The 24,125-nt window shown below is 67.4% G+C and carries 23 protein-coding genes; 6 read left to right on the top strand and 17 right to left on the bottom strand.

The features are described from left to right. Window positions 1-38: 38 nt before the first annotated feature. The 10 genes from ACWDUN_RS13645 to ACWDUN_RS13600 form a co-directional block, all read right to left on the bottom strand. The gene (locus ACWDUN_RS13645) at window positions 39-326 is read right to left on the bottom strand and encodes a WXG100 family type VII secretion target (RefSeq protein ID WP_449929374.1); all 288 of its coding nucleotides are present in this window, start codon (window positions 324-326) and stop codon (window positions 39-41) included. A gap of 29 nt (window positions 327-355) precedes the next feature. After that, on the bottom strand, window positions 356-658 hold the full coding sequence (locus ACWDUN_RS13640; RefSeq protein ID WP_019512279.1) for a WXG100 family type VII secretion target: 303 nt from the start codon (window positions 656-658) through the stop codon (window positions 356-358). Between the two features lie 92 nt (window positions 659-750). Next, window positions 751-2,091 (bottom strand): PPE family protein, encoded by a 1,341-nt coding sequence (locus ACWDUN_RS13635; RefSeq protein WP_449929371.1) that lies wholly within the window; start codon window positions 2,089-2,091, stop codon window positions 751-753. A 46-nt stretch (window positions 2,092-2,137) separates the two neighbouring features. After that, window positions 2,138-2,425, bottom strand: a complete 288-nt coding sequence (locus ACWDUN_RS13630; protein ID WP_449929369.1) for a PE domain-containing protein — start codon at window positions 2,423-2,425, stop codon at window positions 2,138-2,140. 157 nt (window positions 2,426-2,582) lie between these two features. Continuing rightward, window positions 2,583-4,364 (bottom strand): type VII secretion protein EccCb, encoded by a 1,782-nt coding sequence (eccCb, locus tag ACWDUN_RS13625; protein ID WP_449929367.1) that lies wholly within the window; start codon window positions 4,362-4,364, stop codon window positions 2,583-2,585. After that, window positions 4,361-6,595 (bottom strand): type VII secretion protein EccCa, encoded by a 2,235-nt coding sequence (eccCa, locus tag ACWDUN_RS13620; RefSeq protein WP_449929365.1) that lies wholly within the window; start codon window positions 6,593-6,595, stop codon window positions 4,361-4,363. The genes eccCb and eccCa overlap by 4 nt, the downstream gene beginning before the upstream one ends. Further along, a complete protein-coding gene (gene eccB, locus ACWDUN_RS13615; protein WP_449929363.1) occupies window positions 6,592-8,136 on the bottom strand; it encodes a type VII secretion protein EccB in 1,545 nt (514 codons plus the stop codon). Before eccB ends, eccCa begins: the two co-directional genes overlap by 4 nt. A 13-nt stretch (window positions 8,137-8,149) precedes the next feature. After that, window positions 8,150-9,871 carry a type VII secretion AAA-ATPase EccA gene (gene eccA, locus ACWDUN_RS13610; protein ID WP_449929361.1) on the bottom strand — a complete coding sequence of 574 codons (1,722 nt, stop codon included), beginning with the start codon at window positions 9,869-9,871 and terminating at the stop codon, window positions 8,150-8,152. Beyond that, a complete protein-coding gene (locus tag ACWDUN_RS13605) occupies window positions 9,864-10,367 on the bottom strand; it encodes a hypothetical protein (RefSeq protein WP_449929360.1) in 504 nt (167 codons plus the stop codon). Before ACWDUN_RS13605 ends, eccA begins: the two co-directional genes overlap by 8 nt. Window positions 10,368-10,375: 8 nt before the next feature. Continuing rightward, window positions 10,376-11,230 carry an ESX secretion-associated protein EspG gene (locus tag ACWDUN_RS13600; RefSeq protein WP_449929358.1) on the bottom strand — a complete coding sequence of 285 codons (855 nt, stop codon included), beginning with the start codon at window positions 11,228-11,230 and terminating at the stop codon, window positions 10,376-10,378. A 213-nt stretch (window positions 11,231-11,443) separates the two neighbouring features. Here ACWDUN_RS13600 and ACWDUN_RS13595 point away from each other — a divergent pair, with 213 nt between their 5' ends. Then, complete coding sequence (locus ACWDUN_RS13595) at window positions 11,444-12,691, top strand: MinD/ParA family ATP-binding protein (RefSeq protein WP_449929356.1); 1,248 nt, start codon at window positions 11,444-11,446, stop codon at window positions 12,689-12,691. Between the two features lie 6 nt (window positions 12,692-12,697). On the opposite strand, the gene ACWDUN_RS13590 is transcribed toward ACWDUN_RS13595, so the two are convergent. After that, window positions 12,698-13,384 carry a transcriptional regulator gene (locus tag ACWDUN_RS13590; protein WP_449929552.1) on the bottom strand — a complete coding sequence of 229 codons (687 nt, stop codon included), beginning with the start codon at window positions 13,382-13,384 and terminating at the stop codon, window positions 12,698-12,700. Between the two features lie 351 nt (window positions 13,385-13,735). On the opposite strand from ACWDUN_RS13590, the gene ACWDUN_RS13585 reads away from it, so the two are divergent. Next, window positions 13,736-14,026, top strand: a complete 291-nt coding sequence (locus tag ACWDUN_RS13585) for a WhiB family transcriptional regulator (RefSeq protein WP_449929354.1) — start codon at window positions 13,736-13,738, stop codon at window positions 14,024-14,026. A 73-nt stretch (window positions 14,027-14,099) separates the two neighbouring features. On the opposite strand, the gene ACWDUN_RS13580 is transcribed toward ACWDUN_RS13585, so the two are convergent. Beyond that, window positions 14,100-14,570 carry a hypothetical protein gene (locus ACWDUN_RS13580; protein ID WP_449929352.1) on the bottom strand — a complete coding sequence of 157 codons (471 nt, stop codon included), beginning with the start codon at window positions 14,568-14,570 and terminating at the stop codon, window positions 14,100-14,102. 245 nt (window positions 14,571-14,815) lie between these two features. Between ACWDUN_RS13580 and ACWDUN_RS13575 the strand changes: the two genes are divergently transcribed. Beyond that, window positions 14,816-15,775, top strand: coding sequence for a pirin family protein (locus tag ACWDUN_RS13575; protein ID WP_449929350.1), 960 nt, complete (start codon window positions 14,816-14,818; stop codon window positions 15,773-15,775). Further along, on the top strand, window positions 15,765-16,031 hold the full coding sequence (locus ACWDUN_RS13570; protein ID WP_449929348.1) for a GNAT family N-acetyltransferase: 267 nt from the start codon (window positions 15,765-15,767) through the stop codon (window positions 16,029-16,031). The genes ACWDUN_RS13575 and ACWDUN_RS13570 overlap by 11 nt, the downstream gene beginning before the upstream one ends. A gap of 69 nt (window positions 16,032-16,100) precedes the next feature. Here ACWDUN_RS13570 and ACWDUN_RS13565 read toward each other — a convergent pair whose 3' ends face one another. Further along, a complete protein-coding gene (locus tag ACWDUN_RS13565) occupies window positions 16,101-16,601 on the bottom strand; it encodes a pyridoxamine 5'-phosphate oxidase family protein (RefSeq protein ID WP_449929346.1) in 501 nt (166 codons plus the stop codon). Between the two features lie 12 nt (window positions 16,602-16,613). Beyond that, window positions 16,614-18,848, bottom strand: coding sequence for a molybdopterin-dependent oxidoreductase (locus ACWDUN_RS13560; protein ID WP_449929344.1), 2,235 nt, complete (start codon window positions 18,846-18,848; stop codon window positions 16,614-16,616). Between the two features lie 131 nt (window positions 18,849-18,979). On the opposite strand from ACWDUN_RS13560, the gene ACWDUN_RS13555 reads away from it, so the two are divergent. Further along, the gene (locus tag ACWDUN_RS13555; RefSeq protein WP_449929342.1) at window positions 18,980-19,504 is read left to right on the top strand and encodes a helix-turn-helix domain-containing protein; all 525 of its coding nucleotides are present in this window, start codon (window positions 18,980-18,982) and stop codon (window positions 19,502-19,504) included. Here ACWDUN_RS13555 and ACWDUN_RS13550 read toward each other — a convergent pair. Together ACWDUN_RS13550 and ACWDUN_RS13545 are read right to left on the bottom strand one after the other, a co-directional pair. Beyond that, window positions 19,479-20,147 carry an enoyl-CoA hydratase-related protein gene (locus ACWDUN_RS13550; RefSeq protein ID WP_449929340.1) on the bottom strand — a complete coding sequence of 223 codons (669 nt, stop codon included), beginning with the start codon at window positions 20,145-20,147 and terminating at the stop codon, window positions 19,479-19,481. The genes ACWDUN_RS13555 and ACWDUN_RS13550 overlap by 26 nt on opposite strands. Beyond that, on the bottom strand, window positions 20,147-20,752 hold the full coding sequence (locus tag ACWDUN_RS13545) for a TetR/AcrR family transcriptional regulator (RefSeq protein ID WP_449929338.1): 606 nt from the start codon (window positions 20,750-20,752) through the stop codon (window positions 20,147-20,149). Before ACWDUN_RS13545 ends, ACWDUN_RS13550 begins: the two co-directional genes overlap by 1 nt. Window positions 20,753-20,845: 93 nt before the next feature. On the opposite strand from ACWDUN_RS13545, the gene ACWDUN_RS13540 reads away from it, so the two are divergent. Further along, window positions 20,846-21,781, top strand: a complete 936-nt coding sequence (locus ACWDUN_RS13540; RefSeq protein ID WP_449929336.1) for a DUF808 domain-containing protein — start codon at window positions 20,846-20,848, stop codon at window positions 21,779-21,781. A gap of 132 nt (window positions 21,782-21,913) precedes the next feature. Here ACWDUN_RS13540 and katG read toward each other — a convergent pair whose 3' ends face one another. Further along, complete coding sequence (gene katG, locus ACWDUN_RS13535; protein WP_449929334.1) at window positions 21,914-24,103, bottom strand: catalase/peroxidase HPI; 2,190 nt, start codon at window positions 24,101-24,103, stop codon at window positions 21,914-21,916. Window positions 24,104-24,125: the final 22 nt, after the last annotated feature.

The raw sequence follows: 24,125 nt of genomic DNA, 5'->3' as shown, positions 1-24,125 counted from the left end.
CCCAAAGGCTAGTCCGCCCACCCGTTGGTGCGGTCGTTCTAGGCGAACATCCCGGTGACGCCGTGCTCGATCTGCTGCATGTGCTGACCGGAGTCGCTGATGGTCTGCGCGAGGTTCTGCAACGCGGCGTTCAGTTCGGCCGAGGTGCTGTCCCAACGCATCTGGACGGCCTGGTAGGCCTCCGAGCCCGAGCCGCCCCACACCGAGGCCAGCGAGGCGAGTGAGGCCTTGCCCTCGTCGAGCAGACCCTGGGTTACGCCGACTGCGCCGTGGATCTCACCGGCGGAGCCCTCGATTCCGCCGAACTGCCAAACCTGCTGTGACATGTCTTATCTCCGTTCTGTGGATTCTGGGGTCAGAGGTTCATTGCCGACGACAGGGTGCCGGCCTGGTCTTCGTCTGCCGTGGTGTACTGCATGCCGGAGGTCTGGATGTTCTGGGAGATGTCGTTGAGCTCCTGAACCTGACGCGCGGCGGCCTCGTGGAAGCGCAGCAGCGCGGCCTGGGCGGCGGTGCCTGCCTGGCCCACCATCTGCGCGGCCAGCGCGCCGCCGGTCGCCTCCACCTGGGAGATGACGCCCTTCAATTCACCGGAGATGCTCTCGAAGTGGGCTGCCTCCTTGGCGAGGACAGCGGCATCTGTATTCATCTGTGCCATGCTCGGTACTCTTTCTGTTTTCCTGTGTCCTCACCAGATGATGGCGAGTCTTCCAGCCCCCTCGGCCGGGAAGTCTTGTGACGGTTGACGATTCACCAATCGTCAACATCTTCTTCATCTTCACCCAGGTCGTGGGCCAGTGCTGCCGGCGCCGCGAGGCTCTGTCGGTGGGTGCCGCGCTTGGCGCCCTGCCCCATGCCGCCCATCGGACCACCGGCGCCCGATCCACCGACCGGTGCCAGTCCGGCACCGGCTCCGCCGGCCGCGGCACCGACCGGCCCCGCAGCACCGGCGGGCGTCTGTCCCAGCAGCCCACTCATCAGCGGGGTGCTGGCCAGCGTGCCGCCCGCACCGGGCAGCGACGCCGCCCGGACCAATCCCGCACCGGCTCCGGCACCCGTACCGCCGGCCAACGGATGATTCGAGAACGGGCTGGCGCCCACCAGACCGAACTGCGCTCCCTTGTTCAATCCCCCGCTGAGCTGGCCGAACATCGAGCTGACCTGTTGCAGCGGCGCCACGAGTTGCTGAACCGGCTGGGTCACCGACTGCAGCATCTGCTGAGGCGCCTGGGCGAGCATCGAACCGACCTGCGAGGCGACCTGCATCCCCATCTGCGCACCCTGCTGCACGCTGTTCATCAACTGCTCGGGTTCACCCTGGGCCTGCTGCGCGGTGTTCTCCGCCTTGCGCGCCTGAGTCTGCGCAGCAACCGAGGCTTGATTGCTCTGCGCGGCAGCCCGGCCGGCGTGCAAGGCAGCCGACTCGATGGTGGCCTGGGCGGTGACATGCGCAAAAGCGGCCTCACGCATCGCCGACCCCGGCAGCGTCGCGGCAATGCGCCCCGAGGCAAACCCGAGGGCGGCCTCTCCGACACCCGGCATGACGATCGGCTTCAACGGCGGTATCGGTTCGAACACCGTGTTCGCCGCGGTTTCCGCCTGGTAGCCGTGCATCGCGCCGGCCGCCTGGGTCCACATCCGGACGAAGTAATCGAACTCGTTGACGGCGATCGGCACGGCGTTGACGCCGAGGAAATTCGTCGCCTCCAGCACCGCGTGCGTGACGTGATTCGCCTCGATCTCGACCAGTGGCGGTGTGACGGCCATCGCCAGCAGATAGGTGTTCGCCTGCGCGATCGCCTGCATCGCCCGCTTCTGCGCCTGCAACGCACTGGTCCGCAGCCACACCACCATCGGAGTGGTCGCCTGCACCGCGCGCTCGCTGGCGCCGCCCTGCCAAGATCCGGCGAGCGCGGCCAGGCTGGCGGACAACTCCTCGGCCTGGGTCTCCAGGGCAATGGCCAGCGCCTCCCAGGCCGCGGCGGCCTGATACATCGGCGCCGCACCGGCACCGGCCATCAACCGGCCGGTGTTCACCTCCGGTGGGAGCGCGCCGTAGATCATCGGCACAATTGCGGGAACAGTGGTCATTGTTTGCTGGACTCAGTCTCGATAACGAAGCGTGTTTCGAATTCGGTCAGGACAACGTCGCCGCGGCCTGGCCGTCGGCGGTGGTGTAGATGCCGGTGGCTTCCAGGTACGCGGCCCCGGCCCGGGCCAATTCCTGCTGCGCGTACGCATTGAGAGCCGCCATCTGGGCGGCCTCGCTGGCGAACGACAGGACGGCTTGCACCGAAACTTCCTCCGCACCGGCCGGCAGCAGGGCTGCTGCCTCGGTCGTTGCGGCGGTACCGGTAGCCAGGCCCCGGGACCCATTTGCGATCACCTGGTTGCCGACACCGAGAACCCCAGGGTTGTGTGCCATCGGTTGCATTTGCGATTCCTCCTCACAGTTTCCGAAAAGCCTGGACGCTGAACCTGAGAAGGAGGACAGAAAAGTTGCTCTGTCGCATAAGAATCGTTCCCCCGACCCGTTTGCCAGCTAGCCGTCGTAAATTTTGCTGAGTGGCTACGAATCCATATTAACCGTGGTTTGGGGGTGCTCCGAACACTTCTTCTGCGGGGGGATCGATATAGGCGGCCTGGACGACCTCTTTCCCGTCCGGCGAGACCAGAAGTGCCTGGCCAGGAGGCCTGCGCTTGAGTTTGAACTCGCTCGTCGGGAACTCCGTCTTCTCGCCGGAGAGAAACAGCGTCGGCGAACCCGCGCCGTAGGCGGCGCCGACGAACTTGTCCATGGTGGCTCGATGCGCCTGGCTCATCTGGCACGTCACCACGATGTGCAAGCCGATATCGGCCGAGGCGGGCAACAGGGGCGCCAATGGGGCCATCGGCGGGATCATTCCGCCGGCAGCGACGATCATGTGCCAGTCGTCGACCAGCAACACCACATCAGGGCCGCTCCACCACGACCGGGACCGCAACTGCGCGGTGGTCAGATCGGGCGGCGGCAGCCGCTTCTTCAGATTGACCGCCAACGCCTTTATCGACTCGTCCAAGGAGGTGCTGTTGCGGTTGACCGCGCCGGCATCGAGCAGGTGGCTCTGGGGTACCGCATCCAGCAGGCCGGACCGGTAGTCGGCCAGCATGAACCGGACCTGCTGGGGGCTGTTGCGGGCGCAGATCGCCTGGGCGATGGCGTGGGCGATGGTCGTCTTACCGGATTTGGGCGCCCCGAAGATCAACATGTGCGGCGTGATCTGCATGTTGTTGTAGGCGACCGAAAGGTCGGACTCCCGGATCCCCACCGGGATGGTCCACCGCGACCGGTAGTCGGCGTCCGGCCCGGGCGGCGCCGGGTCCAGCTCGCGCAGATGGATGCGTTCGGGCAACACCCGGACCCGCGGGGCCTCGTCGGTGTGTAGCGACGCGATGTGGTCCACCGCGGCGGTGATCGCCGGCACGATGTCGGCGGCGCTGTGCACACCGTCCAGACGGGGCACACCCATCATCAGGTGGTGCTTCTCGCCCGAGATGGCCCGTCCCGGACGGTTGGTCGGGATATCGCGGGTCATCCGGTCGACCTGGGTCTCGTTCACATCGCCGAGCCGAAACTCGACCTTGGTGCCCAGATAATCGCGGACCCGAGATTTCAGCTCGGTCCAGCGTGGTGTCGAAATGATCGTGTGCACGCCGAAGGCCAGTCCCTGACCGGCGAGGTCCTGCACCACCGGCTCCAGATCGGGAAACTCCGCGACGAACGCCGGCCAGCCGTCGATGATCAGGAACACGTCACCGAACGGATCGGCCGACGCGGGGTGGTTGGGATCCTCGCGCATCTGCCGGTAGGTCGAGATGGACCCGACGCGGTACTGCTTGAACATCGCCTCCCGCTGACGCAGGACGGCCTTCATCTCCGCGACGGCGCGGTTGACCCGATCGGGCTCGGAACGGGTGGCCACCCCGCCAACATGCGGCAGATCCTCGAGATACATCAGGCCGCCGCCGCCGAGGTCGATGCAATAGAACTGCACCTGTCGCGGGGTGTGGGTGGCTGCCGCCGAGAGCACGAGCGTCTGCAGGAAGGTCGACTTGCCGGTCTGCGGGGCGCCGCCGATGGCGATATTGCCCGCCGCCGCCGACACATCGATCCCCCAAACTTCCTGGCGATGCCTGCGCGGCTCATCCATGATGCCGAGACCGAACCGTAGCGGCTGACGCTGGTCACGCTCGATGAGCTCGTTGACCGGTGTCGGATCGGTGAGCGGCGGCAGCCACATCTTGTAGGCACGGATTTCGCCGGTGGTCAGCTGATTGAGCACCACCTCGCGCAGTACGCGCGGTTCGGATTCGGTCGATGTCACTGTGTCACCCCCGAGGCATCCATCATCGGTGCGGCCGTGAACGGTTGGATCCGTAGCCGACTGGGCACCTGGATCCGCGGGGACGAGTCGCCGCCCGCGTTGATCGCCGAGGCGGGCACGTAGTTGTTGCCGGTGTACACGCTGCGGAACTTCACCGGGTCCTCCATGCCGACGCGCAGGAAGCCCACACCGCTCTCCTTGTTGGTGATGTACTGCGCCTCCGGCGTGCCGATCACCGCCTTCGACTCGGCAGAACTGGTGGTACGCAACGCAATCCGATAGGTGAGGTTGGGTTCGAGCTTGTCGATGCGGACCCCGCCGGTGTTCAGCGACTGGGTAGCCAGCAGCAGGTGCACCCGCAACGACCGCCCGACACGGCAGATCCGGTCGAACAGCGCGATGAAGTCGGGATGGTTCTGCAGCAGCTCGGCGAACTCGTCGACGACGACGAACAAGGTCGGCAACGGAGCCAGATCCGCACCGCGTTCGCGGTGTTTCTCGTATTCGGCCACGCCCGAGAGCGCCCCCGCTGCACCGACCTGGATACCGGCCTGGCGCAGGATGGATTGACGGCGGTCGAGCTCACCTGAGAGCACCTCGCCCATGCGGCTGACCAGCTCGGCCTCTTCCTCCATGTTGGTCACCACCGCCGCGGTGTGCGGCAGCTTCTCCATGCCGAGGAAGGTCGATCCACCCTTGAAGTCGGTGAGTAGCAGGTTGACCTGGTCGGGATGGTGGGTTGCGGCCAGCGACAGGATCAGCGTCCGCAGGAATTCCGACTTACCGGAGCCGGTCGTACCGATGAGCATGCCGTGCGGACCCGCGCCGAACTCGGCGCCCTCCTTGATGTCCAGGTACATGATGTCGCCGGTCTTGAGCTCGTGACCGAACGGGATCTTCAGCCGATCGCGGTCGGTATCGGTGAACATCCGCCAGCGCGCCGGGGTCACCTCCTCGACCGACTGCGCTCCCACCAGTTGGTGCCATTCGGTGGCGACCTTCTTGTGCACCCGGGTGCTTCTGTCGATGATGGTGCCGGTGATCGACCAACCCGCGAGCTTGCGGGCGACCCGTCCCGCCTGTCCGGGTGTCATCGCGTCGGCCGCGTTGGCCACCAGCCGGAACGTCTGGTTCGGCAGCCGGTCGTCGGCGCTGCCATCGGGATCCAGCCGGATGCGATAGGCCGACCCGCGGTGGTTGCCCAGCGTGATGACGGTGACGCCGGCTCGGCCGTCGACCGGGAAGCCGGCCTTACCACCGGTCAGGTCCACCACCACGACATACGGACCGGTGGGCGCGGCATCGGCGGTGTGCGGGCCACGCGCGGTCAGATCGGACAGTCCGTCTGGGCGGGTGAACACCAGTCGGGTCGATCCGGCGGCGTCGGTGTCGGTCTGATGCTGCACGTGCGGCAGCCACTTCAACCAGGACCAGTCCGGGTCCTCCGGGTTGTCGATGAGCACCCGGATCTGCAACAGGTCCGGCGGATGGAAGACCGCCAGATGGCAGACCATCGCGCGCAGCAGCGCAGCCGCGCGTTCGGTGTCGCCGCCGATCGCGATCGTCGGAAACGTGCGCAGCTGAACGAGTTTCGGGCAGTCATGGATGAGGCCGTGGGTACGCAGGAATTTGATCAACCACATGTGGCTGACCGGCTCCAGGTGCGGTTGCGGCGCGCCCGAGGGACCCGACAACTCACCGCCCACCGACGGCTTGAGCAGCCGGTCCACCGCGGGTTCGGAGCCGACGCCGATGCGGACGGCGGCGAAGAAATCGGCATTGGACTGACGCGACCACTGCCGGTTGGTGCCGAGTATCGACAGCAGATCCTCGGGATGCGGTGCGTGATAGTTGAAGAACGTCACCTGCGCGGCCGCCGATGTCGTCACGCGGGTCCGCAGACCGGCGAGATAGCGCAGGTATTCCTTGCGGTCGGCGTTGATCTCGGGCACCCGCTTGCCGCCCGGTCCGCCGCCGGCCATGAATCCGACCGTCGCCATGATCATCATCAGCGGCATCATCAGCATGTACGGCGAGAGCTGCCGGATGCCGGTGAAGATCATGATGGCGATCATGCCCAGCATGCCGCCACCCATCACCCACGGCAGCGCCTTCTGGATGCCCGACGGCGGGATGTCGATGCCGAGGTCATCCGGTGCGGCGATGTTGATCTCGCCCGGCGTGAGGCGGGGGCCGCGTTTGATGATCGGGGTGAATTTCTTGGTGGTCATCCACCTGCTCCTTCTGGGGGCAGCGGTGATCCCGGCGCCGGGGCGGGCAGATTGCCGCCCGGCGCGGGTGCCGGTGCGCCGGGCGCCGGTGCGGCAGCGCCGGCCGCCAACTCGTCGTTGACCTTGCGCGGGTTCGGGCTCGGCGGCAGCGTGTCGTGCTCCAGCAGGGCCGCCTGCTTGGACAGCACCGGACCGTCGATCAGCCAGCTGACCACCTGCCAGGGCGCGGTCAGCGGTCCGCTGAGACCCAGCGACGCGGCGGTGTCCTCGTTCGGGAGTCCGTAGCGCACGCCCTGCGGGTCGATGTAGTAGAGGCTTTCGCCGTAGCGGGGGTCCGGTGATTGCAACCGGATGTACTGCCCGCCGTTGATGAAGACCGTCACCTCACCGGAGATCTGGTCGATCCCACCGTTCATCCGATCGGCGGGGACGGGTAGATGACGACCGCTGATCACGGTCTGGCGCGGCCCCTGGTCGCCGGGATCGCGCTGCCACGACCAGCACAGCGTGGGTGCGTCCTGACGCAACCGCATGTCCATCGGCTCATCCGGCAGCGGCGAGACGAACACCTGCTCGCGGATGTTGGCGACATCGCTGGCCTCCACCGACGGAGGAGTGATCAGGCCGAAGCTGTTCGTCGCGCGCAGCGCAGCCGACGTGGTGCCGTTGACCTTCGCGACACCGTCGGGCAACACCACGTACCGCTGCTCGACGTCATTGTTGAGGGTGCGGAACACCGAGCCGATCACCAGGTTCGGCGGCAACCCGAGCGTGTTCGGCGCACCCGCGCCGGGCACCGCCGGTAGCTTCCACGGCCCGACGTTGGGCAACGCGTTGAACAGCGCCTCCGAGATCGGCGTGGCCCGCGCCGTGACGGGGATACCCACCGCTGAAGTCACTGCGCGGTCGGCAAGGTCGATGGCATGCCTGCCGTCCTTGGTCACCAACCAGGTCAGGTCCTTGAAGGTGACCAGCACCCCCTGGTTGTCCCGCATCGGCCCGACGGAGGCGTCCACCGCCAACGGCATCACCAGCGCCGAGGTCTGGACTTCCGGTGCCACGCTGTCCGGCTTGATCACGTTGTCGCACAACGTCCATGTCGAACTCGGCGCACCCACCGGCGTCGCGTACGGGGCACCCGGGATGCCGATCGGCTGCCCCTTGGGCATTTGGTTCAGTTCCTCGGATTTGACCGCCGAGGGGTTGGCCGGGTTGCCCAGTACCAACCGGGCCGAGGTCAGGTTGTACACCGGTCGGATACCGTCCGAACCCGGCACCACCACGTAGAGCTGATTGGTGGTGCGGTCCACCAACAGCGTGTCGGAGCCGCGCTTACCCAGCGGCTTGAAATAGGCCAGCAGGGCGGCGCCGAGGCAGATGACGACCGCGATCACGACACCGCACATCACCGCACGGCTGTAGAACTGCAACGGGTCGTCGAACATCCGGGTGTCCCGGCGCACGATGGCGTGCTCGACGCGGCGCAGCAGGAAGCGCCAACCGCTGACCTGAACCTTGGTGGTGAGCCGGAAACCTGCCATCCTCGCCCCTGGCCTATCCGCCGATGTTCAGCCGGCTGTGCACGGCGTCGATCGCCGCGGTCATGTCCTCACCACTGATCTCACTGAGCTGTTCGACCCCCAAGCTCTCGAAATCAAGCGAGCGCGCGAGGCGCATGTCCCGGCTCTGTTCGCCTGCCTCCACCAATTGCCGTGCGTATCTACCGTTTCCGGCGATGTCGAGGGCAGGCTTGCCGCCCAGCGACCGGTCGTGCAGCAGCGTCGCGGCCTCCAGCACGCGCTTGGCGGCCTCCTCGCTCAGCTGGGAATCGTTGGCCTGGGCGATCACTTTCGCGATCTCGACGATCTCATCGGGCGAATAGGAGTCGAACTCGATCCGGGTCGAGAACCGGGACCGCAGACCGTCATTCGTCTCCAACAACCGGTCGATGTCACTGCTGTAGCCGGCGATGATCACGACCAACCGATCACGATCGTTCTCCATGCGGGCCAGCAGCGTGTCCAGCGCCTCGGTGCCGAACGGGTCGGCCCGGCCGTCGCGCTCCTGCACCAGGGTGTAGGCCTCATCGATGAACAGCACGCCGCCGACGGCGCGGTCGATGGTGCGTGATGTCTTGACCGAGGACTGGCCCTCATACTCGGCGACGAAGTCCTTGCGGGAGGTTTCGACCAGTTTGGGCTCGGCGATCACGCCCAATCCGGCCAGGATGTTGGCGACCACGCGGGCGATGGTGGTCTTGCCGGTGCCGGGCGGGCCGGTGAAGATCATGTGCTTGGACTGTTGGGCGACCTTCATGCCGCGGGCGGCCCTGACCTTGGCCATCTGGGTTGCCGCACGGTACTTCTCGATCTGTTCCTTGACCCGGCTCAGCCCGATCTGACGGTCCAGTTCGGCTTGCGCGTCGGCAAGCAACTTGTCCCGCCCCGAGGTATCGGCCACCACACTGCCCGGATCCCAGGGATCGGTGCGCTGGGCGATCTTCTCGGCCGTCGTGGTCACCAACCGGTAAGCCGGATCGCGAAGTGCCGCAGTGACCTTGGGTGACGGGTGGGTGGCCTGCAGCCATTCCAGAAGGGCCATCGCGGCATCCTCGTTGCCCTGACTTCGGCGTGCCATCGCCAGATACCAGGCGATGGCCGGAGCACAGGCCTCACCAGCCGGCGAGGAGTTCGACTCGGTGAGTCGGCGCTCGGCCTCGGTGAACAATCCGAGGTTGGTCACCGCGACACCGTGGGCCACGCCGGCCGCGGCGGCCAGGAACTTGTCGGGCCAGTTGCCCGCGCCGCGGACCTCGTCGATGACGTCGGTCCAGCGCTCGGCGGCCCCGTAGATGACCGCTCGGATCCAGGACACCAGGTACTCGCCGCCCATGGCCGGGGCGTCGTCGAGCGCCTCCATCGCGTCGGCGTGGTTGCCCTCGGCCGCCTCGCGGACGGCGAAGGCCATGGTGATGGCCAGCGGGGAGTTCACCGGATAGGTGATGTCACCGAAGAGCCCACCGATCGGGATGCGTGCACCGAGGCTGTTCATCGAGATCTCGGCCGCACCGGCCAGCTGACCGAAGTTGTTCCGCGAGAACCACGCTCGGAACAACGTCGCCCGGTCGGAATCACCGCACCGGATTCGGCCGACCCAGGCATCACAGGCCGTTTCGTCGGCCGCGGTGATCTCGGTGAACAATTCCAGGGACCGGGCCGGTGCGCTGGGCAGCATGCCGACCGCCGATCCGAACAGAGCCGCCAGATGATCAGTCATGCCCACCTGCATACCTTGTGGAGAAGACGCGTGCCTGAGCCTCCCGGGCCTGCTCCGGTGAGGGCAGACCGACACTGCGGGTCAGGAAGTCACGCGTGTCGACGCTGTCATGGCCGTGGCTCTGCATGCCCTCGAGCATGTATGAGAACTGTGCGGAGCGCGCCTGCTGGGTGGCCAGATCGGCGATCACCACGATCTCGGCGGCCAACTCACCCTCGGTCTCGACGGTGGTGGTCGCCTCGGGTGACAGTTCGACGCGGTGGACCCGGCCGTCGAGCAGTGCCGAAACCGTGACGGTTCCCGGTGGATTGGTCACCGTGTACAGCGGCTCCTCGGGGTGGTCCTCGGCGACAACGCCAGGGTCGGCGAAAGCGTCGAGGTACGACGGCCCGTCACCGTTCGGTACGTCGAAGATGGCGTCGAACGCGGCGAGATCGCTGCCCAGGTCCGCCGGGTCGACCTCGTCGTCATCGTCGAAGGGCTCGTTGCCCACCATGGAAGTGCTCAGTCCCCGTCGTCGTAGTAGGTGGGTTCCGGCTTGGCCTCGAACCAGGCGCCCGCGGGCAGGAAGGACACCAGCCCGTCCAACGCCCGCTGCAGGTTGTCTTGCGTACCTGCCAAGAAGCTGCCGTACAACTCGCCGTTGACCTTGCGCGGTATCGAGACGATGCGGCCCTGCGCTGAATCCAGCACGCCGGCGGCGACGTCGGTCTGGGTGAAGGTGCCGCCGGAATGACGCTCGGACGCGGTGATCTCCACCCAGCTGTTCGGATTGCCTGTCGCCTCGGCGTAGGTGCGCGCCGATGCGGGCGTGATACCGAACTGCGCCAACTGGTTCGGCGTGCGCGACTCGGCCAGCCGGGTGGACACGGCGGTCATCGGTTCGACGTCGGCGGGCTCGGCCGGACCCAGCACCGCGGTCACCATGCCGGCCAGTCCCACCTGCGGGGCCACCCGCTGCAGGACCAGCAGATCGCCGTCACGCGCCGCGATCACGTGCCGGTCACCCTTGCGGCACACCGCGAATCGCACCATCTTGCCGCCGATGTCGCGGCGCCACCACCGTCCCTCCAGCGTGCGGTCCGGACGCGACAGGGTGTCGGTCATCGCGGCCACCTCGGGATGCGGCGTGCCGAACGCGTCCAGCACGCCCTGCTCGGTGAGGTCGCGCGCGACCTGGTCCCAGACCTTGTCCCGCAGTTCCGGCTGCGGGATGTTGGGGCGGATCCCGAGCGAGGGCGGAAACTCCTCGAGCTGCAGACGGTCGGCTATCACCAACATGCCGTCGATGGTCACCTCGACGGCGACCACATCGTCATAGTGCGTGGGCTCGCCGTGACTGGCGAACGAACTGGTCATCGGCTGCAACCCCTCCCCCTGGAAAGTTCATCGTCGCTTCGCGGCGGGCCGCGCGGGCCGATTCGCCGGAAAATTCCCAGATGACATTAACAGCGCCTGCAGTACCGCAGATGCACCAATTTCGGCAGGCCACACCGTTTGCCGACGGGTGAGCTCATGCAACGCCACGGCGGCCGTGGTTGATACTGGGGTGACATTCGCAAGGAGGACGCGTTGACCGACCGCGATGACGCACTGCGCCGCGAGCTGGGCTGGACCGGCCCGGAGGATTCCGACTACGAGCCCGCCGCGAAGCCGGGGATGCCACCCGCGCCGCAAGGAGCAGGGCCCGGCCTGGACACCGGGCCGATCCCGGCGCGGCAGCCGCAGCCACCGCAGCCACCGTGGACCCCGCAGCCCCGGCCAACCGCCCCGCCGACCCGTCCGCCCGGACAGCCGCAGCAGCCCTATCCGCAGCAGCCGTGGTCGCAGCAAGGTCCGCCACCGGGACGAGTCACCCCGCCGGCGCCGCCGGCCTCCTACGCCGACCGGATTCCGGTCCACGACCTCGTACCTGCCCGACGCACCCCGCCGGGGCGCGGGTGGCGCCGGCTGTTGTTCCGGGCGTCGTTCGGGCTGATCAATCTGGGCCCGTCGCCGGATGAGGTGCACCAGGCCGATCTGGAGGCGGGCATCCGGGGTGCACTGCGCGGGCATTACAAGATCGGTGTGCTCGGCAAAGGTGGGGTCGGCAAGACCACCGTGTCGGCCTGTGTCGGTTCGGTGCTCGCCGAGTTGCGTCAGGACGACCGGGTGGTCGCCATCGACGCCGACACCGCCTTCGGCAAACTGGGCAGCCGGGTGGATCCCAGGGCCATCGGCTCGTACTGGGAGCTGGCAGCTGACCAGCACCTGGAGACGTTCGCCGATATCCGCAGCCGAGTCGGCAACAACGCCGCGGGGCTGTTCGTCCTGGCCGGGGAGGGCACTCCGGCGCGGCGCCGGGTGCTGGACCCCGCGATCTATCGCGAGGCCACCGCACGACTGGATCGGCATTTCACCATCTCCATCGTCGACTGCAGTTCCACCATGGACAGTCCGGTCACCCAGGAGGTGCTGCGTGACCTCGACGCGCTGATCGTGGTGTCCTCACCGTGGGTGGACGGAGCGGCCGCAGCCGGGCAGACGATGGACTGGCTGGCGGCGCGCGGGCTGACCAGCCTGCTGCAACGCACCGTCGTGGTGCTCAACGATTCCGACGGGCACGCCGACAAGCGCACCCGCGGGATCCTGGCACAGCAGTTCGCGGGTCAGGGTCAGGCGGTCGTGGAGGTGCCCTTCGACGGTCAGCTGCGTCCCGGTGGCGTCATCGCCGGCACCGGCGTGATGTCCGAACCGACACGTCGGAAGTTCATCGAGATCGCGGCCGCGCTGGCGGCGCACTTCCCCACCCATGACGATCGCCACCGGGAACGGTTCTGAGCGGCTTCAGCTCCAGTCGATCTGTTTGACCACCGCTTCGACGGCCTCGGCATCGGCCGCGGTCAACGGTTGCTCGGATTCGGCACCGGTGATGATGTCCTCGCCGACCCCGGCGACCTGCGCCGTCTCGCCGACGGTCAGGTTGGCACGCCGCCGCGCGGCATAGAGCCGCTGCCCGAGCGTCGCTGTCGGCGCATCGGCCGCGCGCAGCGTCAGCTCGTCGATGCGGCCGCGGACCGTGCTGAGCGCGCGGATGAGTTCCGGTGTCACCTGGATCCGCGCGGCCCTGGCCGCCACCGCCTCGAGCTGACGCAGATCGGCCAGGATGCCGGTGGCGCGGGTGGTGAAGCCCGGATCGCCGATCGGGGGCAACGCCTCGATGGTGGCCGTGAACGTGTTGGCCGCCGCCACCACCGCCTGGGCGATGAGCGGGACCTCTTCGGGCGCTGCGGCGGGCGGGCGCGGAGGTGCGGGCGCGACGGCGGGCTCTCCGCGACGGATCCGCTCGATGGTGCCCGGCGGCCATTGCAGCACCGACTCCAGTTTCGTCCGGGTGCTCAGCCGCGGCCAGCTGCGGCCCTTCTCGAACGCGATCAGCGCTCCGGCGTTGATGATGCCGTCCGCGGCGAGGCGACGCTGGCTGACATTCAGTTCGCGGCGACGGGCGGCGGCCGCGGCACCGGCACGCACCATGCCGGGGTCGTCAGCGGAGTCGCTGCCGGTCTCGACCACGCCATGTCCCTTCCGTGCCCGAACTGGGTCCGCCGATCGTAACGAAACCTGGAGCAGTGCTATGGATTGGGGTCTCGAAGTCGCTGCACTGCAATCGGGAGAACCGTATCAATGCAATGGCAAAACCGTTGCAGCGAATCGCCAAGGATCGCAGTCTGCGCTGATAAACGACGCTGCACAGCACTTACGCCCGTGTCCGCCACCCACCCACCGCAGTGTCGGATCACGCATAACTGTTGCATCGCTACGGTTTGTGCTCTACATTCGTCTGCAATGCGGCAGTTGAGCCGCCGCCGTACGAGGAGACACATCATGAACGCATTGGGCCTGGACGGACTGCCGGTCGGCGAATGCACCCGCGATCCCGAGCGCTGGACCAGCACCGCCGACGAAGAGGCCAAGGCGATCTGCCGGATGTGCCCGCGCCGGTGGGCTTGCGCTAGGGAAGCCTGTGAACTCCCCCGCGCCGAGGGCCTGTGGGCCGGGATCGTCATTCCCGAGGCGGGCCGCGGACGCACCTTCGCCCTCAAGCAACTGCGCTCGCTGGCCGAACGCAACGGTTATCCGGTGCGGCTGCGTCGACTCTTTCTGGAGTCCGCCTAGAACGGTCCGCTCCCGCTGCCGTTTTCGAGGGGCCGGCAGCGGGAGCGGCACCTCAACCTCTGCCGAAGGTCCGTCAGACCTCGGCGATGAAGTCCGAGGTATAGACCTCGGTAGGCAACTGCGAATAGGGGTCGGGACGTTCGACCGACACCCACACACCGGTGGTGTCGGCGTTGATCGGTGTGGTGACCGTTGCGGTCACGGCCCCGACGGCATCGGTGCGCACACCGATCGGTGCGACACCGCAATCCGCCGAACCACGCGGCATCTGGAAGACCTTCACGTAATAGTTCGTGTTGGGCAGCGCCGTCTGCAGTTGCACGTCGATGGAGATTGCATCGGCCGTCGCCGGGTGCACGAACGCGACGGCGCGGGCGTTGCCCGTGCGCCAGGTGTGTGGGGACACGCTGTAATCGCAGGCCCGCACGATGCTCGTCATCGGCATGACGGCCGCCCCCGCAGGTGCCGCGGCGGCGACACCGCCACTGACAGCCAGCGCAGCCAACGCCGCCACCAGTATTTTTGCGCCCCGACGCGCCCTCATCGCTACACCCTTCGCAAGTTACTCGTCGGTACGACACTAGCTTCCGGAACGTCAATTTTGACGTGCCGCCGGGGTGAGACTGATCACCCCGCCCCACGCGGAATAGCGTGGGCTCGAAATGGTGTTGAAGGTTCCGACGGTGCCGGACATGCCCCGGGTACCACTTAGTAATCCGTCGCTTCGAGCGACCACTTGCCGAGAGGCGACATGCCGGCACCGTCCCCAAATCCGACTAAACTCAACCGGTGAGCAACGACGAGTCTGCGCCTGACGAAGTCGCTTGCGGTGCATCCAATTTGGCCACCGGTGTGCTGCATTCACGGGTGGTACCGCTGGGTGGACCGCGGGCCATGCCGGTGCGGCGCACGCTGCCGTCGCGTGAACGGTCCATGATCGGCGCTTGGTGCTTCGCTGACCACTACGGTCCGCACGATGTGCGCGAACAGGCCGGGATGGACGTCCCGCCGCACCCGCACACCGGACTACAAACCGTCAGTTGGCTTTTCAGCGGCGAGATCGAGCACCGCGACAGCGGCGGTGTCCATACGCTGGTCCGTCCCGGCGAGCTCAATCTGATGACGGCCGGCGCCGGTATCTGCCATTCCGAGGTGTCCACCGCGGCGACGCGGACACTGCACGGAGTCCAGCTCTGGGTGGCGCTGCCCGGCAGTGATCGCCACACCGCTCGCGATTTCGCGCACTTCGTGCCGCGGCCCCGCCGCTTCGACGGCGCGACGGTGCGGGTATTCCTCGGCGAGTTGGCGGGTGAGCGTTCGTCCGTGCACACCTTCACCCCACTGCTGGGGGCCCAGCTGGATCTGGCGCCGCACGCGCGCGTGGACCTCGAGGTGGACCCGACCTTCGAACACGGAGTGCTGCTCGACAGTGGCAGCGTCGATGTCGGTGCGCACACGCCGGCGCGGGCGGATCTGGCCTATCAGGGCACCGGATGCGATCGGTTGACGATCGTGAATCGGGCGGACCAGCCCGCCCGGATGATCGTGCTGGGCGGACCGCCGTTCGACGAGGCGCTGTTGATGTGGTGGAACTTCGTCGGCCGCAACCACGACGAGATCGTCGCCTACCGGCAGGCGTGGCAGGACGGCACCGATCAGTTCGGGAACGTCGTCGGCTACCGCGGGGCGGTCGACCGACTCCCGGCCCCGGGCATGCCCGGCACTAGACTCAAACCTCGTGAGCGCTGAACAGAGTGCGGCCGTGGTGACACCCGGCGAGAATCGCTTCACCATCGCGCTGGACGGCCGACAGGTCGGGTTGATCGACTTTCACGACCGCGATGGCGTGCGGGTGTTCACCCACACCGAGATCGATCCCGAATTCGGCGGCCGCGGTCTGGGCACCCAGCTCGTCGCCGAGACCGTCGCGGCCACCCGCGCCGCGGGTCTGCAGATCCAGTCCTACTGCTCGATGGTCACCCAGTACCTGGCGAAGAACCCCTAGCGCGCCGAGATCGACGTTCGGGTGGCGTCGTCTCGCACTTTGGCGCCCGTATGTTCGTTTGGGCGGTGATCAGCCGAGATACTGGGCGGTGCTGCCGCCGAGCGGGACCGCGGGCATGCCGAGCTTGCGGTGATCCCAGCTGCGGGTCCGGCTCGGGATCACGCGGACGCAGACGCGGTTGTTCATCATCTGGTCGACGAACGGTTTCATGTCCGCGCTGTAGGGACCGGTGTAGCGCTCCCACACGCTGATCCCGACCCGCAGATTGGTCTCCGGGTCGTCGATGATCTCGGCGGTGCCGTCGATGGACACGCCGCGCAGGGTGTCATAGGTGTGACCGTCCTCGATCATGACCGTGATGGTCGGATCGCGTCGGAGGTTCACCGCCTTCTGCGATTTCGCCTTGGTCTCGAACCAGATCTCGCCGTCGAGGACGGCGTACCACATGGCCACCAGGTGCGGCCGGCCGTTCGGCAGCACCGTGGCCATCGTGGCGGTGCGGCTGCGTGCGATGAACTCGGCGATCTCGTCGTCGGCCATGACGATGTTGGCGCGCTGATTGGTTCCCATGATCAATCCTTATCAGGATGCCGCGGCGGTGACGGTCACCGGGATGCCGTTCAGCGCGCCGTTGCCCGACGGCTCGTCTAGGAACGTCGGCGGGGACAGGATGTTGGTGTTCACCCCCGGTGACCGGTTGGCCACCGCCATCCGGGTGCCGGGCACTCCGTGGCCCCACCCGTGCGGCATCGACACCACACCGGCGCGGATCGTCTCGGTCACCTCCACCGGTACCCGCAGCCGCCCCGCTTCGGACGAAACCTCGACCACGGTGCCGTCGACGATGCCGCAGCGCTGCGCGTCGGACGGGTGCATGAGCAATGTGCAGCGGTCGCGCCCCTTCATCAACGGCCCGACATTGTGCAGCCAGGAGTTGTTGGAGCGCAGATGCCGTCGGCTCACCAGGACCAGTTCGTCCGGGGCGCGATCCAACCGCGCCGCCAGCCGCGGCAGGTCATCGAGCAGATACTGTGGCGCCAAACGGATTTTGGAATCCGTGGTGCCGAGTACATCGGGTAGCCGTGGCTGCATCGGACCGTAGTTGATGCCGTTTGGTTGGTCCTTCAGCTTCGCCAGGGTGAGCCCGTCCGGGTTCTCGCCGTAGCGGTCGCCGAACGGACCGGTGCGCAACGTCAGATCGAGCACCCGTTCGGGGCCGCCATGGGTGTACCGCTTCCTGATCTCGGCGCCGTCGAGACCCTGGGTGAAGGCGAGGTAGTCGAAGAAACCGTCGTCGATGGCGGCGACGTCGACGTCCTGCGCCGGTGTGCCGGTGCACAATCCGGTCAGCCGGATCAGGATCTCCCACTCCTGCGGACGGTCCTCGGCAGCGAAGACCGGTGCGGAGTAGTTCGCGATGCTGTTGACGGCGAAGTTGAGGATGAGGTCGTCATGGTGTGGCTGCTCCAGCGGGGACAGGCCGGGCAGGATGACGTCGGCATGGCGCGTTGTCTCGTTGAGCCACAGGTCAACCGAGATCATGGCGTCCAGTCCGGGCAGTGCCTCGTCGAGGCGGTGTCCGCCCGGAGTGGACAGCACCGGGTTGCCGGCCACCGTGATGAGCGCGCGGATCTGCCCGTCGCCGGGCGTGCTGATCTCCTCCGCCAGACACGACACCGGCACCTGCCCCAGGACCTCCTTCGCGCCGCGGACCCGGGTGCGGTACCGGCCGAATTCCGGTGCCCCGTCCTCCAGTCCGGGCAATGGCTGGGTGGTGATGGACCACGCCGTCGGCTGCGGGAACATCAGGCCACCTCGGGTGTCGAAGTGCCCGCTGAGTATGTTGACCACGTCTACCAGCCAGCTCGCCAGGCTGCCGAATTCCTGATTGCACAGGCCGATTCGGCCATAGACCACGGCGCGCGGTGTGGCCGCCAGCTCGCGGGCCAGGGCACGGATGCGCTCGGCTCCGATTCCGGTCACCCCGGCCACCCGTTCGGGTGCCCACTCGGTGGCGACCTTGCGCATGACGTCGAGACCGTGCAGATGTGCGCCGACGGCGCCGGTGTTCACCAGGTCTTCGTCGAACAGCGTGTGCACCACACCGAGCAGCAGTGCCGCGTCGGTGCCCGGGGTGATGGCCAGCCATTCGTCGGCGCGCGCCGCGGTCATGGTACGCACCGGGTCGATGACGATCACCCTGCCGCGGTTGCGGATACCGTCGATCAAGCCCATCACATTCGGTGCGGCCATCAGCGACCCCTGCGATGCCGCCGGGTTGGCGCCCATCACGACGAAAAGGTCGGTGTGCTCGATATCCGGAACCGGGATCGACCACCAACCGCCGTACATCAGATGACTGGTCAGGTTCTTGGGCCACTGGTCGACGGTGCCCGGGGAGTACGTCAACGGTATCCCCGACATACCCAGCAGGATGGCGGCATAGCGGGCCAGCGAGAACGAGTGCGCGAGTGGATTACCGGTGTAGGCGGTGACGGCACCGATGCCGTGTTCGGCGATGATCGGAGCCAGCAGTTCGGTGCAGCGCGCAAAGGCCTTGTCCCAGTCGACCTCGCGCCAGTCCCCGTCGACCTTGATCATGGGCCTGCGGATGCGATCGGGGTCCTCGTGCACAGCGCCGAGGGTCGCGCCCTTGGGACAGATGTGCCCGCGACTCCAGGTGTCGTCGGGATTACCGCGGATACCGGCGACCTTGCCGCCTTCGACATGAATGTCCAAGCCGCACATCGCCTCACACAGCGGGCAGGTGTAGAGGTGATGACCGTCCGCCCCGACCGGGGCCAGTTCGAGATCCATGAAACGCCTCCCGCCGGACTTTGTTGTGACAGACTGTAACGACAATTCTGGATCGGGAGGTCGAAATCGACGAGACCGCACCGCGCCACCGCAGGCAGGGATCGCGCCGCGACCCGGCCATCGATACCGCCGTGCTCGCCTCCGCCCGTGCGCTACTGGTCGAGCGGGGCTATGCAGCGACCACGATCGACCTGATCGCGTCGACCGCAGGTGTCAGCCGCCCGGCCGTCTACCGGCGCTGGCGCTCCAAGGCCCAGTTGGTGCACGAGGCCGTCTTTCCCGATCTCGGCCCCGACGCGCCGGCGGACGAGTTCACCGCCGAGATCATCCGGTTGTGCCGGGGCGCGATCCGGATGTACGGCGATCCCGTTGTCCGGGAATCGATTCCGGGACTGCTGGCCGACCTGCGCAATGATCGCGACATGCGGCGCGTGATCAGCGACCGGCTGGAGGCGACGGCGCGTGCGCAGTTGGCCGGTCGGCTGTCGGCCGCCGTTGCCGACGGTGCGGCCGCCGACGTCGACGCCGACACGCTGATGGACGTCATCGCCGGCGGCGCCTGGTATGCCGTGTGTGTGCGTCGGGTCGCCGATGTCGACACGGCCGCCGATCAGCTGGCCGCACTGGTGCTCAACGGGGTGCTGCGGCGGCCCTGAGCGCCTCGGCCGCCGGCCCGAACATCGTCGTCTTGATGGCCCCCAGGGTGCCGGGATCCTTGCCTGCCAACGGGCGCACCAGCTCAAGCGCGGTGTCGGTGACCGCCCCCTCGGCGGCCGTGGCGTCGACGATCCCGTATGCGAGCGCATCCTGGCCGCCGAACCGACGGCCGGTGGTCATCGACGCCACGGCGGCCTGCGGCGTCAGTTTGGCCTGGATCAACGCAGCCATCCCGTCGGTGAACGGGATGCGGATATCGGCCTCCGGGAAGCAGAAGTAACCCCGATCGGCGCGCATCACCCGGAAGTCGTGGGCGGCCGCCAGCATCGCGCCGGCGCCGAAGGCGTGCCCGACGATCGCGGCGACCGTCGGCACCGGCAGTGTCAGCACCCGCGCCAGCAGGTCCTGCACCTGGCCGACGTACCAGGCGGTGCGCTCACCGTTGGCCGCCAGCCAGTCCAGGTCCAATCCGTTGGTGAAGAACTTGCCCGTCGCCGTCGTCACCAGTCCCGTTGCCCCCTCGACGATCACGCGGTCCAACAGGCTGTGCACGGTCTCCAGAAGTTCTGGGGCGAACCGGTTCTCGTCATCGCCGAGGGTGAGCACGGCGATTCCGTCCACAGTGTCGAGAGTAGCCGTCATCATTGTCGTTCCTTCCGTAGTGGTGCGCCGATGTCGAGGACCGCGCGCACGGCGGCGCCGAGCTGGGCGCGGGCGGTCGGGTCGCCCAGCCGGTCGCGGTTGAGCAGGATTGCGGTCGGCAGGTCGACGACGCAGGTGGTGATGGTGTCCACCGCGGCGGCGTCACCGCGGCCCCACATTCCCTCGGCCAAGCCGATCAGCAGGGTGACCAGGCGCCGGTCGAGTCCGTGCAGTTGCGCGGTGAGCTCGTCGGACAGGCCGGGCCCGAGGATCTCCTCACGCCGCACGGTGAGCACCAGCCGAGCCGAATCGGGGTGCCGCTCGGCGAACAGCACGGGTGCGTACGCGGCGGCCACCACCGCCTCGCGGCCCGATGCGGACTCGGCGGCAGCACGCTGGATGGACAGAAACCGGGTGCCCGCACGCACCCAGGCTCGCCCGAGCAACTCGGCTCGCGACGAGAAGTTGTGGTACAGCGCGCCGTTGGACACCCCGGCCGCCGATGCGACGGCGCGCACGGTCACCGCTGCCGGGCCGGTTCGGACCGCGAGCGACTCCACGGTGTCGAGCACCGAGTCTAGGTCGTACACGCGGGGGCGCGGCATCGTCCAATGATAACAGAGCACTCGCTCTGTTATTGCTGCGAGTTTGCCGGCCGGGCATCGCATGGCGCGGGCCCAGCGGCTAGCCTTCGGTACATGAGCGCAGGCCTGTTCGGACTCCTCGACGATGTCGCTGCCCTGGCCCGCCTGGCCGCCGCATCGGTGGACGATATCGGTGCCGCCGCGGGTAAGGCCACCGCCAAGGCCGCCGGCGTCGTCATCGACGACACCGCGGTGACACCGCAGTACGTGCAGGGCATCACGGCCGATCGTGAACTGCCGATGATCAAGCGCATCGCCATCGGGTCGCTGCGCAACAAGCTGGTGTTCATCCTGCCCGCGGCGTTGCTGCTCAGCATCTTCGCGCCGTGGGCACTGCCCTATCTGCTGATGGCGGGTGCGACCTTCCTGTGTTTCGAGGGTGCGGAGAAGGTCTGGGGCTGGATCTCAGGTCACGACGCCCATGCCGCGCCCGCGGCCGTCGAGGGTCAGGACGCCGAGAAGACGATGACGGCCGGCGCCATCCGCACCGACTTCATCCTGTCCGCCGAGATCATGGTGATCGCGCTCAACGAGGTGGCCGAACAGACTTTCTGGATGCGACTGGCCAGCCTCATCGTGGTCGCCATCGTGATCACCGCGGCGGTCTACGGCGTGGTCGCGCTCATCGTGAAGATGGACGACGGCGGACTGGCGCTGGCCCAGCGCACCTCGACCTTCGCCCAGAAGCTGGGTCGTGGTCTGGTCGCGGCGATGCCCAAGGTGCTTTCGGCGTTGTCGATCATCGGCACCGTCGCGATGCTGTGGGTGGGCGGGCACATCCTGTTGGCGCAGAGTTACGAGGCCGGTCTGCGGCCGCCGTACGCTCTGGTGCACGACGCCGAGCACTGGGTGTCGCATGCCATCGGATTCGCCGAGGGCGGGGTGGCCTGGATCGTCAACACCGGGATCTCCGCGATCGTCGGCCTGGTCATCGGCGCGATCGTCGCGACCATCGTGCACTTCCTGCCCTTCGGCAAGAAGGCCCACTGACTCTGCGCTGACGGCGCGCGCCTCTCGTACGTGTGCGCCGTGGGCGCGGTGTCAACGGTGGCAAAACCACAACCAGGCCGACCCCCGAAGGGGCCGGCCTGGATTGAGGGCTGCAGATTGGTTCAGTTCGGCCTAGAAGAGATCGGCATCGGCCACCTTGGTCCATGCGGCGACGAAGTCCTTGACGAACTTCTCCTTCGCATCGTCCTCGGCGTACACCTCGGCCAGCGCGCGCAGCTGGGAGTTCGACCCGAACAGCAGATCGACCCGGCTGGCGGTGTACTTCTCGGCGCCGGTAGCACGGTCGGTACCGACATAGGTGCCGTCGTCAGCCGGAGACGGCGCCCACTTGGTGCTCATGTCGAGCAGGTTCACGAAGAAGTCCGTGCTCAGCTGGCCGGGCCGGTCGGTCAGCACGCCCAGCGTGGTCCCGCCGAAGTTGGTGTCGAGCACCCGCATGCCGCCGATCAGCACCGTCATCTCCGGCGCCGACAGATTCAGCTGGTTGGCCCGATCGATCAACTGGTACTCGGCGGGCAGCGCCAGACCCTTGCCCACATAGTTGCGGAAGCCATCGGCCGTGGGCTCCAGGTAGGCGAACGATTCGACATCGGTCTGCTCGGCCGTGGCGTCGCCGCGGCCCGAGGTGAACGGCACCGGCACATCGAAGCCGGCGGCCTTGATCGCCCGCTCCAGGCCCACCACGCCACCGAGCACCACCAGATCGGCGAAGGACACCGCCACGCCTGCCGAGGCCTGGATCTCCTCGAGCTTGGCGATCACCTGGGCCAGCTCGTCGGGCTCATTGGCCTCCCAGCCCAACTGCGGCTGCAGCCGGATCCGACCACCGTTGGCACCGCCGCGCATATCGCTGTCGCGGTAGGATGCCGCCGCCTTCCAGGCTGTCGAAACCAGTTGTGACACGGTCAGTCCCGAGTCGGCGATGGCCGCCTTCAGGGTGCCGACGTCGGCACCGGACAACGGCGTACCGGCGGGGACGACGTCCTGCCACAGCCAGGTCTGCTGGGGCACCAGCGGGCCGAGATAGCGGGCCACCGGGCCCATGTCGCGGTGCAGCAGTTTGAACCACGCGTTGGCGAAGGCCTCGGCCAGTTCCTCGGGGTGATCCAGCCAGCGGCGGGTGATCTCACCGTAGATCGGGTCCATCCGCATGGAGAGGTCGGTGGTCAGCATGGCCGGGTGGGTCTTGCCACTGCCGTGCGCCTTGGGCACCGAGTTGGCCCATCCGTTGTCCTTGGGCCGCCACTGGTTGGCACCGGCCGGGCTCTTGAACAGCTCCCATTCGTTGCCGTACAGGATCTCCAGGAAAGAGTTGTCCCACTTGGTGGGGGTGTGGGTCCAGGTGACCTCCAGACCGCTGCTGACGGTGTCGTTACCCAAACCGGCGTTGTTCCAACCCAATCCCATCTGCTCCAGCGGCGCAGCCTCGGGTTCGGGACCGTTCTCGACGTCGGTACCGCCGTGGGTCTTGCCGAAGGTGTGCCCGCCGACGATCAGCGCGGCGGTCTCGACATCGTTCATCGCCATCCGGCCGAAGGTCTCGCGAATATCGATGGCGGCGGCGATGGGGTCCGGATTGCCCTCCGGCCCTTCGGGGTTCACGTAGATCAGGCCCATGTGGCTGGCACCGAGCGGGTTCTCCAGCTTGGTGCGGTCACCGTCTGCGCCGGCATAGCGCTCCTGGCTGCCCAGCCACTCGTGCTCGGCACCCCAGTAGACGTCCTCCTCGGGCTCCCAGTAGTCCGGGCGACCGAACGCGAATCCGGCGGTCTTGAAGCCCATGTTCTCCAGCGCGCGGTCGCCGGCGTAGACCAGCAGATCCGACCAGGACAGCTTCTTGCCGTACTTCTTCTTCACCGGCCACAGCAACCGGCGTGCCTTGTCCAGGCTGACGTTGTCGGGCCAGCTGTTCAGCGGCGCGAACCGCTGCATGCCCTTGCCGCCCCCGCCGCGGCCGTCGACGACCCGATAGGTGCCCGCGGCATGCCATGACATCCGGATGAAAAACGGTCCGTAGTGCCCGAAGTCGGCCGGCCACCAGTCCTGCGAATCGGTCATCACCGCGTCGACGTCGGCGGCGAGTTGCTCGAAGTCCAGGGTCTGCACGGCCTGGCGGTAGTCGAAGTCCGGGTCGAGCGGGTTGATGACGTCGGGATCCTTCTGCAGGATCTTCAGGTTGACCGCGTTGGGCCACCAGTCACGGTTGCTGCCTCCCTCTACCGGCGGCTTGATCATCATCGGGCACTTGGCCTCGGTGGGTTCGGTCTGCGCCTCACCGATGGGGGGACTTGTCTCTGACACGTGGTTCCTTTCCGGGCTGTCG

This window comes from Mycobacterium sp. NPDC003323 (assembly GCF_053589535.1).
This window is presented reverse-complemented; position numbering and strand designations above follow the sequence as displayed.

Coding starts and splice junctions, on each gene's coding strand:
- ACWDUN_RS13600 (WP_449929358.1), bottom strand. CDS start 11,230: ATGACCAGTTCGTTCGCCAGTCACGGCGAGCCCACGCACTATGACGAT.
- ACWDUN_RS13645 (WP_449929374.1), bottom strand. CDS start 326: ATGTCACAGCAGGTTTGGCAGTTCGGCGGAATCGAGGGCTCCGCCGGT.
- eccB (WP_449929363.1), bottom strand. CDS start 8,136: ATGGCAGGTTTCCGGCTCACCACCAAGGTTCAGGTCAGCGGTTGGCGC.
- ACWDUN_RS13635 (WP_449929371.1), bottom strand. CDS start 2,091: ATGACCACTGTTCCCGCAATTGTGCCGATGATCTACGGCGCGCTCCCA.
- ACWDUN_RS13605 (WP_449929360.1), bottom strand. CDS start 10,367: ATGGTGGGCAACGAGCCCTTCGACGATGACGACGAGGTCGACCCGGCG.
- ACWDUN_RS13630 (WP_449929369.1), bottom strand. CDS start 2,425: ATGGCACACAACCCTGGGGTTCTCGGTGTCGGCAACCAGGTGATCGCA.
- ACWDUN_RS13565 (WP_449929346.1), bottom strand. CDS start 16,601: ATGGGAACCAATCAGCGCGCCAACATCGTCATGGCCGACGACGAGATC.
- ACWDUN_RS13550 (WP_449929340.1), bottom strand. CDS start 20,147: ATGACGGCTACTCTCGACACTGTGGACGGAATCGCCGTGCTCACCCTC.
- ACWDUN_RS13560 (WP_449929344.1), bottom strand. CDS start 18,848: ATGGATCTCGAACTGGCCCCGGTCGGGGCGGACGGTCATCACCTCTAC.
- eccCa (WP_449929365.1), bottom strand. CDS start 6,595: ATGACCACCAAGAAATTCACCCCGATCATCAAACGCGGCCCCCGCCTC.
- ACWDUN_RS13585 (WP_449929354.1), top strand. CDS start 13,736: ATGAACGCATTGGGCCTGGACGGACTGCCGGTCGGCGAATGCACCCGC.
- ACWDUN_RS13590 (WP_449929552.1), bottom strand. CDS start 13,384: ATGGTGCGTGCCGGTGCCGCGGCCGCCGCCCGTCGCCGCGAACTGAAT.
- ACWDUN_RS13580 (WP_449929352.1), bottom strand. CDS start 14,570: ATGAGGGCGCGTCGGGGCGCAAAAATACTGGTGGCGGCGTTGGCTGCG.
- ACWDUN_RS13545 (WP_449929338.1), bottom strand. CDS start 20,752: ATGCCGCGCCCCCGCGTGTACGACCTAGACTCGGTGCTCGACACCGTG.
- ACWDUN_RS13640 (WP_019512279.1), bottom strand. CDS start 658: ATGGCACAGATGAATACAGATGCCGCTGTCCTCGCCAAGGAGGCAGCC.
- eccA (WP_449929361.1), bottom strand. CDS start 9,871: ATGACTGATCATCTGGCGGCTCTGTTCGGATCGGCGGTCGGCATGCTG.
- ACWDUN_RS13540 (WP_449929336.1), top strand. CDS start 20,846: ATGAGCGCAGGCCTGTTCGGACTCCTCGACGATGTCGCTGCCCTGGCC.